Here is a 16,799-nt window from a genome sequence, read left to right as displayed (position 1 = left end):
CCGTCACGGTGCGGGTGGCGCCGCTTGCCCAACGAATTACAACGTCCATGTAAAACCGGCCGATAAACGAGCGCACTCGGCGCCGGGCAGCCTCGCAAAGGGCATGTGCAGCAGGCTTCGCGACTGGCATGGTTAGTGCTCGATCGAGGGAAGTGCAACTTGCCTTCGGCGGAGTGGACGCATGGCAACAGAACCACGGCCCGGGACCGAATCCCCCAATGGCGGCGACCCCGCCGGCCAACGCAACGATCCGGGCGGCAGCAAGAGTTCGGGGCCGTCCCCGGCGCAGAGCGCGCCCGATGCCGGCGGCCGCAATGGTCAAGGCAATGAGCATCGCAATGACGAGCGCAGCGGCCAACGCGACATCGAACGCGACAGCGGCGGCGGGTCCGCGCGCGAGGCCGACCCGGCGGCCGGGCGCGACCTTCCCGATGAAAACGGCGAGCCGCCCTCGGTCAAGCGTCCCGGCGGCAATCCGGAAGAAAGTGAGCCGCCGGTGGAAAACATCTGAACCGATCGCGAAAAACGTCCTAAAACACTAGAGCACGCCGCCATCGGCACGCAGCTATCGCCGGCATGCGGTCGCGCGCCTCGGATCCGGCCGACCCCCGGTCCACCCCGTACGACCGTCTCCTTACCAAGCCGACATTGCCGTGTTCGCCCACGCCCGTTCGCCAAACCGCCCGCACACCGTGAAATCGACCCTTCCGTCCCCAGACGACCCGACCGCCATGCTGGCGGCGTTGGGCGAACTGGCCGCGCTCTGCGGGCAGGCGCTCGAAGCCGCCTCGGTCAGCGCCGCCGATCCGCAATTGCGGGCTCTGCTGATCCATCGCGCCAACCTGCAGCGGCGCGCGGCCGCCGATCTGTCGCAGCGCGCGCTCGGTGCGCCGGGCGCGGCGCCGCAAGGCGATGGCGCCGCGCATCGCGAGCGCCCCGGCGATACACCGCTGCAACTGGCCTGTCGCCGGGCGAGCCGTTCGGTGAGCGCATGTGGTGCGCTGCTGCGCGGCGAACTGGACGATCCGACGTTGCGCCCGTGGCTGATCCGCTATTACCACGAAGCGGCCGACCTGCTGCGCGTGCTCGAGCAACTGACGCGCGAGCAGTACCCGGCCTCAGCACGCCGGTCGCCGTCGCGGCCGATCGTCAACCGGCCGCTGCCGCACCGCTAGTCCGCCTGGTCCCGTCGATGCCAACGAATCCGCCGAACTCGCCGAACTCCCCGAATCCGCAGACTCCCCATCCCGATCTGCGCCGCACGCCGGCCGATGCCGGGCCGGCGGCAATGCCGCCGGTGCCCCGGCCTGCCTGGACGCGCCTGCTCGATGCGCTGGCGATGACGCTGCTGGTGATTGCCGGTGTGCACGAGGCGATCATCTGGCTGGGAGGCGAGGGCTGGCTGGCGCGCCTTCCGAGTGCGGGCGGCAGCGACAACGCGGTGGTGGTCGGCGTCGTGTTCGCGCTGGCCGCGGCCTATGGGGCCTATCTGGTCGTGCGCAGCTGGCGGCGCGTCGGCTGAGCGTTGGGCCGCCCCTCAGCCTTATCCCTCCGTCACCACCGCCGCGCCCTGCTCGCGCTCGACGCCATGCCGGCGCCGCCAGCGCCGGCAGCGGTAAAACTCCTCGACGAAAGGCAACACGCCGCATAGCGCCGTCGCGGCGAGCACTACCGCGAGATACCAGCCGGGCAACGGCGGCTGTTTCGGCGTCAGCGAAAAATCCGGGGTCTGCTCGCCGAGGCCGAACAGCGCCAGCGCCTGCGGCCAGTGCGCGACCGCCACCAGCGCCAGCGCCGACAACGGCAACACCTCGAGCAGACCGTGCATATGCTGCTCGGTCGGCCCGATGATCCGGCGCCCGTACGTGTAGTGGACATCCCACCAGGCGGTGGCTGCATGCACGACCACGGCCACCATCATGATCGCCAGCGCCAGCGCGTTGATCTCGAAGAACAGCGCGAGCAGCACCGGCACGCCGACCTCGGCCAGCATCAACAGATGCAGCGCCGATTCGTAGGTGCCGGCATTGCGCTCGATCCGCTCGCGCCGATGGCAGGCCCAGTCGCCCAGCCCCGCCAGCAGCCACAGCGGGACCAGGCCATACATCAGGATCAGCGTGGCCGCCTCAGCCATCGTCCCCGCTCATCGCATGCGCGTGCGCCGCATGCCGAGCGCCGCGGCGAGCGCCAGCGATGCGCCGACCACCATCGCGCCGGTCATCACCGGATGACGGGTGCTGGCCGTATAGGGACAGGTCCGGACCACGTGCCGGCGCCCCTCCCGCTCGACCAGGTCGTTGGTGGCCTGGAACAGCGCGTTGTTCTCGCGCGGGCCGGCCGGCCGGGCGGTGCACTGCGCGCGGCCCAGGAAGCGCCGCATCACGCGGTCGTACAGCGCCGGCATATGGTAGGCGGCGGACGACATCGCCTTGGACGCCGCGCCGACGAACATGTCGCGGCGCGGATGCTCGGCGGCAAACAGGATCGCCTCGGCCGCCATCTCGGGGTCGTAGACCGGCGGCGCCAGTTCCGGCTCGACGTCCAGGTAGTTCTTGGCGTGGCTGGCGAACGGCGTGTCGAGCGCCGCCGGCTTGATCAACGTGACGGAGACCGGCGCGCGCTCCTGTTCAAGCTCGAGCCGTAGCGAATCGGTGAAGCCCTTGATCGCATGCTTGGACGCCGCATAGGCGCTCTGCAGCGGCAACGGCACGTCGGAGGCCTCGCTGCCCATATTGATGATCGCGCCGCCGCGCTCGCGCAGATGCGCGGCCGCGACCAGCGAACCATGGACCACGCCCCAGTAGTTGGTATCGAACAGCTTGCGCTGGTCCTCCACCGGGACCTCGTTGTAGCGGCCATAGATCGTCACGCCGGCGTTGTTGACCCAGGTATCGAAGCCGCCGAAGCGCTCGATCGCGGCCTGCGCGAGCGCCTTGACCGCCTGCAGATCGCCGACGTCCGTGGTCACGGTGATCACTTCGGTACCGTTCTCGCGCAGCTGCTCGGCGAGTTGGTGCAGTGCTTCTTCGCCGCGCGCGGCGAGAACCAGCTTGGCACCGCGCGCCGCGGCCTTGCGCGCGGCCAGCAGGCCCACACCGCTGGTGGCGCCGGTGATCACGATGACCTGCGATCCGATTTTCTTCAGCGTCATTCTCATCTGCTTGCTACTCCAGCGGCCCGGGTCTCGATGTATTGCGTCGCGCTCTCCCCAGTGCAGTCGCCCCGCATCGATTTGATCGATGCCGTCGGTCTCATCCATCCGAACGACGCCGCACGCGCGCGGCCGCCGGCACGGGGCCTTGCCGCCGACAGCGTTGCACGTCTCGCAAGGAGCGTTCCCGGCCCCATTCGCCCTGCATTGCGCTGCTGTTTCGCCCGCGCCGCGCATGCACGGCCGATGCCAGCGCGCGCTGCTGGCGCGTATTACAAAAAGCTGCAATTTCGCCATGCCCGCCCGCAGCGAGCGAAAGTGCGTGCGCAAATTTTCATGTGCGGCATGGGAACCGAAGCAGAAGCGATATAACGCTTCTCCAGTTCTTCCCGCCATCAACAGCCTGAGAAGTCGCACGCTGGCATGCAAGCTGCAAACACGGTGGCTTTACTAGCGAGCGGATCGCGGCTGTGACGGCTGGCAGCTCGCTCCCCTGGGAGCCAACCATGCAAAGGATCGCGTTGATCAGCGAGCACGCTTCCCCTCTGGCCGGGCCGGGCAGCGTGGACAGTGGAGGACAGAACATCTACGTGGCGCAGCTGGCGCGCCATCTCGGCAAACGGGGCTATCCGGTCGACGTGTTCACGCGGCGCGACAAGGGCCTGTTGCCCGAGGTCGTCGCGTTCGCGCCCAACGTCCGCGTGATTCATGTCCCCGCCGGGCCCGCGGTGCACGTGCCCAAGGAACAGCTATTGCCTTATATGGACGAGTTCGGCGCCTACATGGCCGAATTCATGGCGCGCGATCGCGTCGGCTATATGGTGATGCACGCAAACTTCTTCATGTCGGGGCTCGCGGCGCTGCACGTCAAGCAAAAGCTTGATATTCCGCTGGTCATGACCTTCCATGCGCTCGGCAAGGTCCGGCGCCAGCACCAGGGCAGCGCGGATGGCTTCCCCGACTGCCGCTTCGAGATCGAGGAGCAGCTGGTGCGCGAATCGGACTGCGTGATCGCCGAGTGCCCGCAGGACCGGCACGATCTGATCCGGCTTTACGGTGCCGACCCCGGCACGATCGAAACGGTGCCCTGCGGCTTCGACGGAGACGAGTTCTCGCCGGTGCCGCGTAGCGAGGCGCGCCGTGCGCTCGGCTGGCCCACGCATGAATTCTCGGTGCTGCAGCTGGGCCGCATGGTGCCGCGCAAGGGCATCGACAACGTGGTGCGCGCGATGGGCGAGCTGCGGCGTGCATTCGGCCTGCGCGCCCGGCTCTACGTGGTCGGCGGCAATTCCGACCAGCCGAGCCCGGCCGCCACGCCCGAAATCGGCCGGCTGCAGAAGATCGCCGCCGAAGAAGGCGTGGGCGATGCGGTCACCTTCGTCGGCCGGCGCGGCCGCGACCAGCTGCGGCTGTTCTATAGCGCGGCCGATGTATTCGTCACCACGCCGTGGTACGAGCCGTTCGGCATCACGCCGGTCGAGGCGATGGCCTGCGGCGTGCCGGTGATCGGCGCCGCGGTTGGCGGCATCCGCAGCACGGTACTGAATGGCCGCACCGGCTACCTGGTGCCGCCCAACGATCCGGCGGCGCTGGCCGCGCGGCTCGCGCGGCTGGCCTGCGATCCGACGCTGGCGGAACGGATGGGCGCATCGGGCCGCCGCCGCGCGCACGCGCATTTCACCTGGGCTGGCGTCGCCGCGCGCATGGAAGGCGTGTATGCGCGGCTGGCCGGCGTCACCATCGACGAAACGGCGCAAACGCCGCAAGCCGCGGCTTGAACGGAGCGACCTCATGAAAGAAGCCAACCGACGCCGCGTGCTGGTCACCGGAGGCGCGGGCTTTCTCGGCTCGCATCTGTGCGACCGGCTGGTCCAGGCCGGCCACGATGTGCTGTGCGTGGACAACTTCTATACCGGCAGCAAGGACAATATCGCGCACCTGCTGCGCGAGCCGAACTTCGAGCTGATGCGTCACGACGTGACCTTTCCGCTCTATGTCGAGGTCGACCAGATCTACAACCTGGCCTGCCCCGCCTCGCCGGTCCACTACCAGAGCGATCCGGTGCAGACCACCAAGACCAGCGTGCACGGTGCGATCAACATGCTGGGACTGGCCAAGCGCGTGAAGGCGCGCATCCTGCAGGCGTCGACCAGCGAGGTCTACGGCGATCCCGACTGCCATCCGCAGCAGGAGTCTTACTGGGGCCACGTCAATCCGATCGGCCCGCGCTCGTGCTACGACGAGGGCAAGCGCTGCGCGGAGACGCTGTTCATGGACTACCACCGCCAGCACGGCGTCGACGTGCGCATCGCGCGGATCTTCAACACCTACGGGCCGCGCATGCATCCGGCCGATGGCCGCGTGGTGTCCAACTTCATCACGCAGGCGCTGTCGGGCCAGCCGCTGACGGTCTATGGCGACGGCTCGCAGACGCGCTCGTTCTGCTATGTCGACGATCTGATCGAAGGGCTGATCCGATTGATGGAAGCGCCGGGCGACCACAGCACGCCGATCAATCTGGGGAACCCCTGCGAGCTGTCGATGCTGGAGATCGCGCGGAAAGTACTGGCGGCGACCGGCTCGTCGGCGCCGATCGTGATGCGGCCGCTGCCGGAGGACGATCCGCGCCAGCGCTGCCCCGATATCACGCAGGCCGGCCAGCAGCTGCAATGGGTACCGCGCATCGACCTGGACGAGGGGCTGCGCCGCACGGTGGCCTACTTCGCCGAGCGCCTGGCGCGCGGCGCCGGCATGCCGGCGCCGGCGGTCAACGACACCGTCGCGCAGCAGGCCGATGGCGTCGCCGCGGCGGCGCAGGTTTCCGCCGGCATGGCGACGCTCGCGCCACGGCGCGGCGCCGGCCCGGCGCCAAGGGGAGCGACGCGATGAACGGCAATATCACCTTCCTGGTCTACCGGCTCGAATGGCATCGCCGCCGTGCCGAAGCCCTGCACGCGGCGCGCAGCGGACGCTTGCGCGAGCTCGCCGATCTGCCCTCGTGCAAGATCTACTGGGCCGCCGACGCCTTTGCACACCGCGGTCACGCCGCGGCGCCGCGGATCGGGGACCTGCAAACCGAACCGGAATGAACCATGTCCCTGTCGGTCTCCATTCCCCTGGTCGTGATCTCGCCGCACCTGGACGATGCCGTCTTCAGTTGCGGCAACCTGCTGGCGGCATGCCCCGGCTCCGTGGTCGTCACCGTGTTCGCCGGCGTGCCGCCGGTCGACATGCCGGCGCCGGACTGGGACCGGCGCGCGGGCTTTTCCAGCGCGGCGCAGGCGGTGCTGGCGCGGCGCGAGGAAGACCGCGCCGGCCTGGCGATCCTCGACGCGCAACCGGTCTGGCTCGATTTCCTCGACAGCCAGTACAACCGGCGCCACACCGCGGGCGAGATCGCCGCGCAGCTCTCGAAGGTGATTTCGCTGCATAACGCCTGCGCCGTGGTGGCGCCATGCGGTCTCTACCATTCGGATCACACGCTGGTGCACGAGGCCTGCGCGCGTCTGTGGCGCGAACGCGATCACGGCGGACCGCCGTGGCTCTATTACGAAGAGGCGATCTATCGGCGCAAGCCCGGCATGCTGCACAAGCTGCTGGCGCGCTGGCACGCGGCCGGCACCGTGTCGACGCCGGTGGACCTGGCGATCGGCGAGCACACCGCCACCAAGGCCCGCGCCTGCAACGCCTACGCCAGCCAGCTGGCGATGTTCGATTCGAATACGATCAGCGATCTGAGCGCGCCCGAGCGCTATTGGCAGTGGGAAGCCAGCGCGGGCGATTCGACCGAGGCGCAGACCGCCTGCACCAGCGAGGGCAGCGTGTGAACGCAGCGGACGGCATGACGGCGCTGGCGCCCGGCGGCGACCGTCGTACGCAGGCGCAGCAGGAAGCGCGCGTCAGCGTCGTGGTGTTGACGTACAACCGGCGCGAATGGCTGCGCGCCACGCTGTCGCGCCTGTGCGCGCTGCCGGAGCGCCCCGCCATCGCCGTGGTCGACAACGGCTCGAGCGACGGCACCGCCGACATGGTGCGTGGCGATTTTCCGCAGGCTGCCCTGCTGCGGCTGCCGGCCAATCTCGGCGCCGCGGCGCGCAATGTCGGCGTCGACTGGGCTCGGACGCCCTATGTCGCGTTCTGCGACGACGACACCTGGTGGCACCCCGGCGCGCTGAAGCTGGCCGCGGACACGCTGGACCGCCATCCCGACGTCGCCGCGCTGACCGCGCATCTGATGGTCGTGCGGGAAGACAGCGCGCCGCAGACCGACCCGATCAGCCGCATCATGGCCGACAGCCCGCTGCCTTCCGCCGGGCTGCCCGGCAAGGCGATCCTCGGCCTGCTGGCCGGCGCGACAGTGTTTCGCGTGGACGCCTACCGCCGCGCCGGCGGTTACCATCCGCGGCTTTTCATCGGCGGCGAGGAAACGCTGCTCGCGCTGGATCTGGCGGCACTGGGCTGGCAACTGGTCTATTGCCCGGAGCTGATCGCCTACCACCAACCCTGCCCGATCCGCGCGCACCGGATGCGCCGGCGGCTGCTGGCGCGCAATGCGATCTGGTCGGCGTGGCTGCGCCTGCCGGCCGGCGCGGCGCTGCGCGAGAGCCTGCGCATGGTGCCGGCGCTGCTGCGCGAAGGGGGACTGGTGGGATGCGTCGACACCGCGCGCGGCCTGCCGTGGGTATTGCGCGAGCGCGCGGTGATTCCGCCGACGGTGCAGCGGTTGCGGCGTTATCTGGGGTCGGCGCAGATGCGGTGAGGGTTAGAGCGAGCGGCGGTGGGTAAGTGAGCGCCGCTTGCCCTCTCCCCGACCCTCTCCCGCAAGCGGGAGAGGGAGAACACAGGCGGTTGATAAAAGAGCTGCTGGTTTGCTGCCCTCTCCCCGGCCCTCTCCCGCGAGCGGGAGAGGGAGCGAACAAAGGGCTGCGGACCCTCTCCCCTCTCCCGCTTCCGGGAGAGGGGTTGGGGGAGAGGGCAAACGGCCGCCCACTCCGCGACAACGCCCGCCCTCACCCCTTACTGCGCCACCTGCCTCAACACCCCACACCAATCCTCGACAAACCGCCCGATCCCGAAGCGCTCCAGCGCGCTCGCGCGCGCCTGTTCTCCCCATTCCCTGGCCAGGCCTGGATCGTCGATCAGCCGCCGCATCACCTCGACCAGCCGCTCGAGCCGCGTATCGACATAGCCGCTGTGTCCATTGCGGATCGCGGTCGACATCTCGGTGGTCGCCAGTCCGACCACCGGCATGCCGATCATCATCGCCTCGACCACGGCGAGCCCGAGGCTCGTATAGCGAATCGGATTGAAGAAGAAGCGGTAGCGCGCGACAAAGGCCGCCAGCTCGGGATTGGGCACCTCGCCGAGCCCACCGGCCTCCTCCGCCGCCATGCCGACCAGATCGAGCGGCACCTGCTCGCGCGCCTGCGCGAAGATGTCGGCTCCAAGCCGGCGGCCGCGCCTGGTCAGGTTGTTGACCACGCTGATGCCGCGCGGCGCCTCGCCGCTGTAGCGCACCGAGGGATCGACCAGCACGCCATGCTCGATCACGCAGTGCGGCGTGACGCCGCTGTCCCACATCAGCGCATTGAACGGCGTCACATGGACCAGCATCACGTTGGGGTCCTGCACCGGATGCACGGTCGCCGTCGGATGCTGCTGCGGCGGATCGTGTTCCAGGAAGATCGTCGGCAGCCGCCGCTGCGCCTCGGTCAGCAGCGTCTCGCGATCGCTGTCCCAGTGCCGCTGGTGCTGGTACAGCACGCAATCGAACTCGCGCTTCGGCACATCGTCATAGGCGACCTCGTGCACGTTGCCGCCCCACGGCAGCGCGCCCACCGCGCCGGCATAGCCCGGCGGCGAGCCCGGCTTGGTGACCAGATACAGGTCGTGCGGAATCTGCGACAGGTAGTACAGATAGTTGCCGTGAACGTGCCAGGTCAGGATGCGCAGCCGCTCAGGCATGGCTGACCTCCTGCGTCTCGCGCGACTGCCCGATCATCGCCATCGCGGCGGCCACCACGTCGTCGACCTCGACGCCCTCGGCGCACAGATGCCCGACCGGGCAGTCCTGATGCATGCAGGGGCGGCATGCCGGATAGTCGGCCAGCACGCGATGGCGCGCATTGTCGAGCGGTGCCCAGCGCGCGCTGTCGCTGCCGCACGAGACCACGACGCTCGGTGTGCGCATCGCCGCGGCGATATGCGAGGCGCCGGTGTCGTTGCACAACAGCAGCCGGGCGTGCTTGACGACCGCCGCCATCGCGCCCAGATCGGTCTTGCCGCACAGGTTGATCACCGGCGAGCCGAGCGCATCGCACAGCTGCCCCGTCAGTTCGGCCTCGTCCGGCGTGCCCGTCACGACGATCTTCCAGTGCTGGCGCAGCATGTCCGCCACCGCGGCAAAGCGCTCGACGGGCCAGCGCCGCGAATGCATGCGGGCGCCGGGGTGCACGCAGATGAAATTGCCCGGCATCAGGTCGTACATCAGCGCCAGCCGCTGCCACGCCGCGTTGTCAGCCGGCCGCAGCGGAAATTCGAGGTGGTTGCCATCGGGCGCATAGCCGAGCCGGCTGGTCAGCGCCAGCAGCCGCTCGATCTCGTTGCCGCCCGGCCAGTCGATCAGCAGCTCGTTGACCGGCCGCGCACCGTACGAGAACACGCCGGGCTGCCACTTGCGCTCGGCGCGGCCAGCGCTCGGCGCCGCCGGCACCGGCCGGAATCCGGCCATCTGCCGCGCGCCAAGCTGCCGCACGATCGCGTTGGTCACCAGTCCGCTGCCGTGCAGCTGGATCGCCAGATCGAACTGGCGCGCGCGCGCCTGCTCGTAGAAGGCCTGGGCTTCCTCTTCGCGGATCGGCTGCTCGGGCATGCCGGGCGCGCCGGGGAACACCATCAGGTCGTCCACCAGATGCGAGAAGCGTTCGACAAACGAGGCCGCCCATGGCAGCCCGATCAACGTGATGCTCGCCTGCGGCTCGGCCTTGCGCAGCGCGCGCAGCGCCGGCACCGCGCACAGCATGTCACCCAGTTGCAGCGCTCGGAATACGGCGATCCGGCGCGGACGCTCCGCGAATCTGATCATAGGAAACCAACCTTGAAGGCAAGGGCGCCGCGCAGGCGCCAGTACAGGGAAAGCGGGGGAATCAGAATCGAAGTCGCGATCATCTCGGCGACATGCGAAGGGGTCAGCGCGGCGCCACGCAAGCGGCGGGCGCAGAACCACGCCGTCAGTGCCAACCAGAGGCCGAAGCCGCTCCATGCCAGCGGCGCGTGGCCAACCAGCGCGGCGATCAACGCCACCAGCAAGCCCAGCACCGACACGTAGTAGTGCCACGGCGGGATCGGCCGGATGCGCTCTCGATACCAGCGCGGATGCTTCTTGTACAGCAGCGCGTCGAAGAACACCTTGGATTGCGCGGCAAGGCTGCTGCCCCACGGGGCCGGCCGCACCGGATGCACGACCATCGCGTCCGGCGCGTTGCCGATCGGCCCGACCTGCTGCAGCAGGCGGAACTGCAGATCGGAGTCCTCGCGCCACGCGCGCTTGAAGCGTTCGTCGAAGCCGCCGACCTTGACCAGCGCTTCCTTGCGGACGAAGCAGTTGGCAGTGACGAATTCCGCGGTGGCGAGGCCGCCGGTATCGCGCTGATGGTCGGTAGGCCGCGCCGGCAGCGGCACCACCACCTTGCCGGTCATCGCGCAGCATTGCGGCGAGGTCGACAGTGCCAGGCAACCCTCGCGCAGCCAGCCCGGATCGGGGATGGTGTCGTCGTCGGTAAACGCGATCACCGACGCGCGCGCGATGCGCCAGCCCGCATTGCGCGCGGCGGCCGGCCCTTGCGTGTCCGGCACCGCCAGATAGCGCAGCGCGCAGCGTGGCCACGCGCCGTTCAGTTCCTGAACCAGACGCTCGACCTCCGGCTGGCAGCCGTCATCGGCGACGATCACCTCGAACGAACCGGCGCCGAACTGCTGCACGCCGATCGCGCGCAGGCAACGGTGCAGCAGGTCCGGCCGGCGATAGGTCGGGATCACGACCGAGATCAGCGGCTCGTCCGCGGTCTCCGCCGTCTCCGTTTCGACACGGTCGATGGTTCGGTCGGCGGGCTCATGCACCGGCATGGGCGCCCTCCCGCGCAGGCTTTTCCAGCAGGAACGGGCCGATCACCAGCGCATCGAGCGGCGAGGTCCAGAAGCACTCGACCGCATCGCGCGGCGTGCAGACGATCGGCTCGCCGCGCGTGTTGAACGAGGTATTGACCAGGATCGGCACGCCGGTGCGCTGCTCGAACGCCGCCAGCACGTCGTAGTAGGCGGGATTCTGCTCGCGTCGCACGGTCTGCACGCGAGCCGTGCCGTCGACGTGGCAGACCGCGGGGATGCGATCCTCGCGCCCCGGCTTGACGTTGAACACGAACAGCATGAACGGCGCGCGCCAGTTGCCCGGACAGGCGGCGGTAAACCATTCGGCCGCGCGCTCCTCCATCACGACCGGCGCGACTGGACGGAAGTCCTCGCGGTCCTTGATCTGGTTGAGCTTCTGCTGCATCGACGGATCGATCGGCGAGGCCAGGATCGAGCGGCCGCCCAGCGCGCGTGGGCCAAACTCCATGCGCCCCTGGAACCAGCCGATGATCTTGTTCTGCGCCAGCAGCTCGGCGGTCTCGCCGGCCACGTCGTCGAGCCGGCGGTACGGCAGCTTGGCCTGGTCCAGGAAGGCCGCGATTTCCTGCTCGTCGAAGGCCGGGCCGTAATAGGCGTGCTCCATCGCCCAGCGCCGCGCCGGCTTGCCGCGCTGCTGCCAGTCGACCCACAGCGCCGCGCCCAGCGCGGTGCCGGCATCGCCGGCGGCCGGCTGCACCCAGACCTCATCGAACGCGCCCTGGTCGCGCACCCGCGCGTTCATCACGCAGTTCAGCGCAACTCCACCCGCCATTGCCAGCTTGCGCTCGCCGGTCTCGGCGGCCAGCCAGGCCGTCATGCCGAGCACCGTTTCCTCGAGGATCAGCTGCAGCGAGCGCGCGATATTGAAATGCTCGCGCGTGAATTCGCTGCCGCGCACGCGCGGCGGCCCCAGTACCGCTTCGAGATCGGCCTGGTCGATGCGGTAGCCGCCCTCGCGATCGCCATGGACCATCGCGCGGAACACGTCGGCGCGGGTCGGCTCGCCGTACGAGGCCAGCGCCATCACCTTGTACTCGTCGGACGAATGCAGGAAGCCGAGATGCCGCGTCACGCGCTCATACAGCAGGCCCAGCGAATCGGGCAGGTCGATCTGCTTGATGCGGCGATAGTCGCGCCCGTCGAACACGCCATAGCTGGTGGTCGCGCTCTCGCCGCGGCCGTCCATCGTCAGCACCGCGCAGCGGTCGAACGGCGCCGCCAGGAAGGCGCTGGCTTCGTGCGCCATATGGTGCTCGACGTAGTGCCAGCGGTACGGCGCCTCGGCGCTGCTGCGCACGGTGGCGAAGCGCTTCTGCAGGTGATGCGGCACGCCCGACACCAGTTGCCGCGGCGCGTTGACGACATAGGACAGGAACAGCGGGTCCCACGGAGAATCCGCCACGCCGGGCCTGGCGTGCTTCGACGGCTCGAGCGGCAGCGTCACCGTTTCGTCGTGGCGGCGCTCGCCGAGCATGATCGCGGGGTCGAAGGAATAGGCGATATGGTCCACGTCGGCCAGCGTGATGCCGGCCTCCTTCAGGCAATAGTCGATCGCGTGGTAAGGAAGCTCCCAGGCGGTGAACGGCACCGGCCGCTTGCCGTGCTTGATGTGCGTGAACCGTTCGTCTTCCGCCGCGGCGATGACCTCGCCGTCGCGCACCAGGCAGGCGGAGGTGTCGTGATAGGCGGCGTTGATTCCAAGCGTGTACATGGCGGCTCCTCTGCGCGATTCCTTGTGTCCGATTCAGGTGGCCAGCACCGCGCCACTGGCGCGTACCGGCGGCAACGGGGGCATGACGGGGGCGGGAACGATCAGCGGCGGCAGCACGTTCGCGGCCTCCGCCGGCGCCCCGGCCAGCAGTTCGCGCGCCGCGCCGACCACGTCGGCCACCTCGACATCGTTCAGGCAACGGTGGTGCTGTTGCGGGCAGACGCTCTTGTAGCAATAGCGGCACGGCACGTCGGCGTAGAGGGTGCGGTGCGGCACCTGCCACGGCGTGTGCTGCGGATTGGTCAGCGCATACAGATCGACCACCGGCGTGCCGAGCGCGGCCGACAGATGCACCGGTCCGCTGTTGTTCGAGATCAGCAGGTCGGCATGCTCGATCAGCGCGCCCATCTGGCCGAGCGTCAGCTGGCCGGCGATGCCGATCACGCGCGGGTGGCCGGCGGCGGCGCATACGCTGTCGACCAGCGGCTGCTCGCTGACGCCGCCGGTCAGCAGCACCAGCGCGCCGTCCTGCTCGGCCAGCGTGCGCGCGACCTCGGCGAAGCGCGGCGCCGGCCAGCGGCGCGACTCGGCGGTCGCGCCCGGATGCATCACGATGCAGGGGCGGGGCACGGCGCCTTCTTGCTCACCCTCGCCCTGCCAGCGTTGCAGCAGCCGCTGCACTGCGCGCCGATCGTGCGGCTGTACGCGAAAGCGCAGCCGCGTGTCCGAGGCCACCGCGCCGACGGTTGCCACCAGGTCGAGCTGGCGCTGCGTCTCGTGGCGGACCTGCGATTGCGGTTCGGTCTCCGGCACCCAATCGCTGAGCAACTCGTATGGGTTCTCGCGGCAATGCGCCAGCCGCAGCGGAATGCCGGCCATCGTGCACAGCAGCGCGGCCGGCAACGGGTTCTGGCTGTAGACGGTGAAGATCACCGCCGCATCGAAGCGCGCGGCCTGCAGCCGCTGCGCCCACGGCAGCACGCTGCTGGCCGTGCGGTTGCCGGTGCCGTTGCCCTTGACCCAAGGCGCATCCCACGTCAGCAGCGTGTCGATCATCGGCAGGTGGCTGGCCAGCGCCGCGGCGCCGCTCGAGGTCAGCAAGGTCAGATGACGGGACGGGTCGCTGTCCTTCAGCGCCTGCATCGCGGGCGTGGTCATCAACACATCGCCCATATTGTCCAGCCTCACGCACAGGATGCGTTTGGCGTCGCGCCATGCCGTCATCGTCATGAGGCCTCCGCCCGGCAACGTTCGGCGTGCCGCACCGTGCCGCCCAGATGACGGACCACGATGCGCGCGGCCTGATCCAGATCGGCAACGACATGCTCGGGCGTGCGGTACGGCCCGCGCACCCATTCGGTCTCGTTGCCGCAATCGACCAGGATCGTGTGGCAACCGGCGCGCTGGCCGGCCTCGATGTCGTCGAGGATGTCGCCGATCATCCAGGACCGGCGCAGATCGAAATGCAGCAGCGTCGCGGCATTGCGCAGCAGCCCCGGCAAGGGCTTGCGGCACAGGCAGGTGCGCGTGAAGCGCGGCACCACGCCTTCCGGATGGTGCGGACAGAAGAAGAAGCCCGACAGCCGCGCGCCGTGGGTCGCGAACAGCTCGCCCAGGCGCTGGCGCATCGGTGCCAGCGCCTCCGGCGTGAAGCGGCCGAGCGCGAGGCCCGGCTGGTTGGACACCACCACCAGCGGCACCCCGAGCTTGCCGAGCCGGCGCAGCGCACGGGCGGCACCCGGTGCGAGCCGCATCTTGTCGGGGTCGACGTTGTACGGCACGTCCTGCAGCACCGTGCCGTCCTTGTCCAGCAGTACCGCGCCGGGGAGTCCGGCGAGTCCGCTGCCTGCTCCGGCCCGAACGGCGGCGCCAGGGTCGTCGATCACGGCCACGACGTTTCCTTCATCGGCAGCACCATGACCTCGGGGATCACGGTCTCTTCGGGCTGCGTCAGCACGAAGCGCACCGCTCGCGCGACATTGGCCGGGTCCTGCAGGGTGGACTGGTCGATATCGGCGAAGCGGTCGAGAAGGAATGGCGTGCGCATGCCGCCGGCGACGATGGCCGACACCTTGATGCCGTGCGGCCGCAGTTCCGCGTGCAGCGCGTGCGAGAAGCCCAGCAGCCCCCATTTGGTGGCGTGGTAGGCCGAGGCATTGGGCCAGGCGCGTTTGGATGCGGTCGACGCGATATTGACGATATGGCCACCGCCCTGCGCCTTCAGCATCGGCACCACCGCGTGCGACATCAGATAGGGGCCGTACAGATTGACCATCAGCACGCGGTGCCAGCGTTCGGTTTCGACCTCGTCGACCGGCAGCGTGATGTCGATGGCGGCGTTGTTGATGATGCCGTCGAGGCGGCCGCTGCGTTCGCGCACCTGCTCGAAGGCCGAGCGCACGGCGGCCGGCTCGGCCACGTCGAAGGACAGCGAATAGGCCCGCTCGCCGCTGGCATCGAGCTTCTCGGCGCAGTTGCGGGCCAGGGTTTCATCGACATCGGCAACCACCAGGCTGGCGCCGGCGGCCGACAGGTTCTGGCAGATCGCGGCGCCTAGCCCGCGCCCTCCCCCGGTCACGAGAAAGGTCTTGCCTTGCAGGCTGGCGTCTGGCGCATCGGTCATTTCGGCTCCTGAAGTTTGGCTTGGAAGGCTTGACCGGATGCGCGCGCGCATGGAATCGGCGCGTTCGACGGGCAGGACGGAAAGGGGAAACGCACGGCACCGCTCCCCATTTCCGGTGGCCCGCCGCTCCGTGCGACGGCGGCGAATCCGGTTCTCTGTGGGGATGCCTTCAGCGAATTGCATGCCAGACGCGTGATGGCGCCGTGGCTTGCCGTTTCGGGGGAAACGGTTCCCCCATGTCAGGAGTTACATGGGGGGCGTTGGCGTTTATGCCGTGGCTGGTAAAAGTTGCAGGGCGGGCGGTGGCGGCGGGTCGCCCTCTCCCCGGCCCTCTCCCGCAAGCGGGAGAGGGAGAACACCGGCGGCATGCGTACGGCTTGCGGTTTTGCTCCCCTCTCCCGCTTGCGGGAGAGGGGTTGGGGGAGAGGGTATTGGGCACCGGCAAACCACCGTGGCAACGGACACGCCCTTGCCCTCTCCCCAGCCCTCTCCCGCAAGCGGGAGAGGAAGAACACCGGCGGCGTGCGGAGGCGCTGGGTAAACCCGAACCGATGTAGGACCGGTCGCTCCCTACTTCTCTGCTCTGCGCCTTTGCTGCGCCACTGCCCTTAGCAGCGCTGCCACGCTCAGCGCGAAAGCCTCGTCGTACCAGGGGTTCGCCCCGCTGACCGCGACGACGATGCCGTCGAGCACTGCCGCGCCGCCCAGCATCGATTCTTCGGCGCGCAGCAGGTGCGGCGCCCGCGCCTGGATCTGGTCGGTCGCCATGCCGGTGCGCCAGGCGACCTTGGCCTTCTCGCGGGCGTACCAGGCATAGTCGGCGTCCCAGCGTTCCCGTCCCGGCGTCGAATACTCGAACAGGATCGCCTGCTCGAACGGGCAGTCCGCCGGGCACTTGCCTGGGTCCATTACCACCACATGCAGGAAGCCGCCCTCGCCGACCTCGCGGTCGCGCACCGCCGCTTCGAGCATCGGCACCGCCAGCGCGACGGCGCGCTCGGCGCTGGCCGCATCGGCGAAACGGCTGCCCAGCGCCATGCCGGGCGAGGCGGTGGCGCCGGGCACGTCGGCGGAGGATCGGGAAGGCGTGGAACTGGGCAGGTCGGGCCTGTCGTGAGGCTGCATGGTTTCTCCTCGATCGGGAAATG

18 protein-coding genes are annotated in these 16,799 nt (G+C 69.2%); 8 read left to right on the top strand and 10 right to left on the bottom strand.

The features are described 5' to 3' along the window. Window positions 1-181: 181 nt before the first annotated feature. From M1D55_RS02770 to M1D55_RS02760, 3 genes are all read left to right on the top strand, one after another. Complete coding sequence (locus M1D55_RS02770; protein ID WP_456281043.1) at window positions 182-511, top strand: hypothetical protein; 330 nt, start codon at window positions 182-184, stop codon at window positions 509-511. Window positions 512-692: 181 nt separating this feature from the next. Continuing rightward, complete coding sequence (locus M1D55_RS02765) at window positions 693-1,175, top strand: hypothetical protein (protein WP_456281042.1); 483 nt, start codon at window positions 693-695, stop codon at window positions 1,173-1,175. Window positions 1,176-1,192: 17 nt separating this feature from the next. Then, window positions 1,193-1,522 carry a hypothetical protein gene (locus M1D55_RS02760; protein ID WP_456281041.1) on the top strand — a complete coding sequence of 110 codons (330 nt, stop codon included), beginning with the start codon at window positions 1,193-1,195 and terminating at the stop codon, window positions 1,520-1,522. 21 nt (window positions 1,523-1,543) lie between these two features. Here M1D55_RS02760 and M1D55_RS02755 read toward each other — a convergent pair whose 3' ends face one another. Then, on the bottom strand, window positions 1,544-2,134 hold the full coding sequence (locus tag M1D55_RS02755) for a hypothetical protein (RefSeq protein WP_064573958.1): 591 nt from the start codon (window positions 2,132-2,134) through the stop codon (window positions 1,544-1,546). A gap of 9 nt (window positions 2,135-2,143) precedes the next feature. Further along, window positions 2,144-3,157: an SDR family oxidoreductase gene (locus tag M1D55_RS02750; protein WP_064573959.1), complete on the bottom strand. Its 1,014-nt coding sequence runs from the start codon at window positions 3,155-3,157 to the stop codon at window positions 2,144-2,146. Window positions 3,158-3,657: 500 nt separating this feature from the next. Between M1D55_RS02750 and M1D55_RS02745 the strand changes: the two genes are divergently transcribed. Genes M1D55_RS02745 through M1D55_RS02725 form a run of 5 tightly spaced genes read left to right on the top strand, consistent with a single transcriptional unit; the run spans window position 3,658 to window position 7,910 of the window. Further along, window positions 3,658-4,929, top strand: a complete 1,272-nt coding sequence (locus tag M1D55_RS02745) for a glycosyltransferase family 4 protein (protein ID WP_064573960.1) — start codon at window positions 3,658-3,660, stop codon at window positions 4,927-4,929. A 13-nt stretch (window positions 4,930-4,942) separates the two neighbouring features. Beyond that, entirely contained in the window at window positions 4,943-6,040 is a 1,098-nt protein-coding gene (locus M1D55_RS02740; protein ID WP_064573962.1) for a UDP-glucuronic acid decarboxylase family protein, read from the top strand. After that, entirely contained in the window at window positions 6,037-6,240 is a 204-nt protein-coding gene (locus M1D55_RS02735) for a hypothetical protein (RefSeq protein ID WP_023263497.1), read from the top strand. The genes M1D55_RS02740 and M1D55_RS02735 overlap by 4 nt, the downstream gene beginning before the upstream one ends. A 3-nt stretch (window positions 6,241-6,243) precedes the next feature. Continuing rightward, on the top strand, window positions 6,244-6,978 hold the full coding sequence (locus M1D55_RS02730; protein ID WP_006578788.1) for a PIG-L deacetylase family protein: 735 nt from the start codon (window positions 6,244-6,246) through the stop codon (window positions 6,976-6,978). A gap of 14 nt (window positions 6,979-6,992) precedes the next feature. Then, a complete protein-coding gene (locus tag M1D55_RS02725; protein WP_064573964.1) occupies window positions 6,993-7,910 on the top strand; it encodes a glycosyltransferase family 2 protein in 918 nt (305 codons plus the stop codon). A 257-nt stretch (window positions 7,911-8,167) separates the two neighbouring features. Here the strand turns inward: M1D55_RS02725 and M1D55_RS02720 are convergent, their stop codons facing one another. From M1D55_RS02720 to M1D55_RS02685, 8 genes are all read right to left on the bottom strand, one after another. Next, on the bottom strand, window positions 8,168-9,115 hold the full coding sequence (locus M1D55_RS02720; RefSeq protein WP_456281040.1) for a glycosyltransferase: 948 nt from the start codon (window positions 9,113-9,115) through the stop codon (window positions 8,168-8,170). Continuing rightward, window positions 9,108-10,235: a glycosyltransferase family 9 protein gene (locus tag M1D55_RS02715; RefSeq protein ID WP_006578785.1), complete on the bottom strand. Its 1,128-nt coding sequence runs from the start codon at window positions 10,233-10,235 to the stop codon at window positions 9,108-9,110. Before M1D55_RS02715 ends, M1D55_RS02720 begins: the two co-directional genes overlap by 8 nt. Then, window positions 10,232-11,275, bottom strand: coding sequence for a glycosyltransferase family 2 protein (locus M1D55_RS02710; protein ID WP_456281039.1), 1,044 nt, complete (start codon window positions 11,273-11,275; stop codon window positions 10,232-10,234). The genes M1D55_RS02715 and M1D55_RS02710 overlap by 4 nt, the downstream gene beginning before the upstream one ends. Then, complete coding sequence (locus M1D55_RS02705; RefSeq protein WP_456281038.1) at window positions 11,262-13,028, bottom strand: carbamoyltransferase family protein; 1,767 nt, start codon at window positions 13,026-13,028, stop codon at window positions 11,262-11,264. The genes M1D55_RS02710 and M1D55_RS02705 overlap by 14 nt, the downstream gene beginning before the upstream one ends. 33 nt (window positions 13,029-13,061) lie before the next feature. Then, window positions 13,062-14,258 carry a glycosyltransferase family 9 protein gene (locus M1D55_RS02700; RefSeq protein ID WP_456281037.1) on the bottom strand — a complete coding sequence of 399 codons (1,197 nt, stop codon included), beginning with the start codon at window positions 14,256-14,258 and terminating at the stop codon, window positions 13,062-13,064. Beyond that, window positions 14,255-14,911 carry a D-glycero-alpha-D-manno-heptose-1,7-bisphosphate 7-phosphatase gene (locus tag M1D55_RS02695; RefSeq protein ID WP_456281364.1) on the bottom strand — a complete coding sequence of 219 codons (657 nt, stop codon included), beginning with the start codon at window positions 14,909-14,911 and terminating at the stop codon, window positions 14,255-14,257. Before M1D55_RS02695 ends, M1D55_RS02700 begins: the two co-directional genes overlap by 4 nt. Then, the gene (locus M1D55_RS02690) at window positions 14,911-15,651 is read right to left on the bottom strand and encodes an SDR family oxidoreductase (RefSeq protein ID WP_064573971.1); all 741 of its coding nucleotides are present in this window, start codon (window positions 15,649-15,651) and stop codon (window positions 14,911-14,913) included. Before M1D55_RS02690 ends, M1D55_RS02695 begins: the two co-directional genes overlap by 1 nt. 570 nt (window positions 15,652-16,221) lie before the next feature. Next, the gene (locus M1D55_RS02685) at window positions 16,222-16,689 is read right to left on the bottom strand and encodes a heme-binding protein (RefSeq protein WP_232206668.1); all 468 of its coding nucleotides are present in this window, start codon (window positions 16,687-16,689) and stop codon (window positions 16,222-16,224) included. Window positions 16,690-16,799 lie beyond the last annotated feature (110 nt).

It is taken from the genome of Cupriavidus sp. JZ107, from assembly GCF_053903255.1.
Note: the sequence above shows the minus strand (reverse complement) of the source record. Positions and strands in the feature narration are given on the sequence as shown.